The organism is Streptomyces sp. UNOB3_S3 (assembly GCF_020740895.1).
Taxonomy (GTDB): Bacteria; Actinomycetota; Actinomycetes; order Streptomycetales; family Streptomycetaceae; genus Streptomyces.
This window is the reverse complement of the sequence record NZ_JAILXP010000739.1, coordinates 1-808: the sequence shown is the minus strand read 5'-3', so window position 1 is coordinate 808 and position 808 is coordinate 1. Positions and strand designations below refer to the sequence as shown.

1 protein-coding gene is annotated in these 808 nt (G+C 79.8%); it reads left to right on the top strand.

Translation table 11 applies throughout. The features are described from left to right. On the top strand, positions 1 to 808 hold an 808-nt coding region (locus K6I33_RS35385; protein ID WP_229358881.1), incomplete at both ends, for a phosphopantetheine-binding protein.

Genomic DNA, 808 nt, shown 5'->3' with positions numbered 1-808 from the left:
ACGGGGGGCTCCGCCCCCCGGCCCCCGAGGCGGCACCGGCCCCGCGGGCCGGGGCGGCAGCCTCCGACGGCGGTGTCCCGGCTGGGTCCGGCCCGGGCGGAGCCTCGGGGTCTGCCTTCTCCGACGCCGACGCCGACGCCGACGCCGACGCCGACGCCGACGCCGACGCCGACGCCGACGCCGACGGCGTCGCGGTCCCGGGCGTACCCGGGGCGGTCGGCGCGTCGGCTCAGTCGGCGCCGCGCGGGGCCGTGCCCCGGCCATTCGATGAACCCGACATGCCGCCGTCCGGCAGCGGGTTCCTCTCTTCGACGCCGGCGGGGCCTGCGGATTCCGCTGGCGGAGGGACCGCCCCCCTCGGGGGCCCGGGGGCGGAGCCCCCGGCGGGAGGAGGGGGCGGCCCCCTCGTCACCATCCGCACGCTCATCGCCACCGCCCTCGAACTCCCCGCCGACGCCATCCGCGACGACGACCTCCTCCTCTCCGACCTCCATGTGAACTCCCTCCGCCTCGCCCAGATCGCCGCCGACGCCGCCCGCGCGCTCGGGCGGGCGGCGCCCGTCGACACCGGTGCGCTCGTCACGGCCAGCGTGGCCGGACTCGCGGCCCACATCGCCGCGTTGCCGCCGTCCCGGGGCGAGGACGACGCGTCCGTCGCGGGCGTCGCCCCCTGGGTGCGGGCCTTCACCCACCGCCTCGTACCCCGCCCGGCTCCCGCGAACGTACGCGGGGCGACCTACACCTGGACGCGCCTCGTCCCCGACGGCCACCCCCTCGCCGACGCCCTCCGCACCGCCTTCCCCACCAC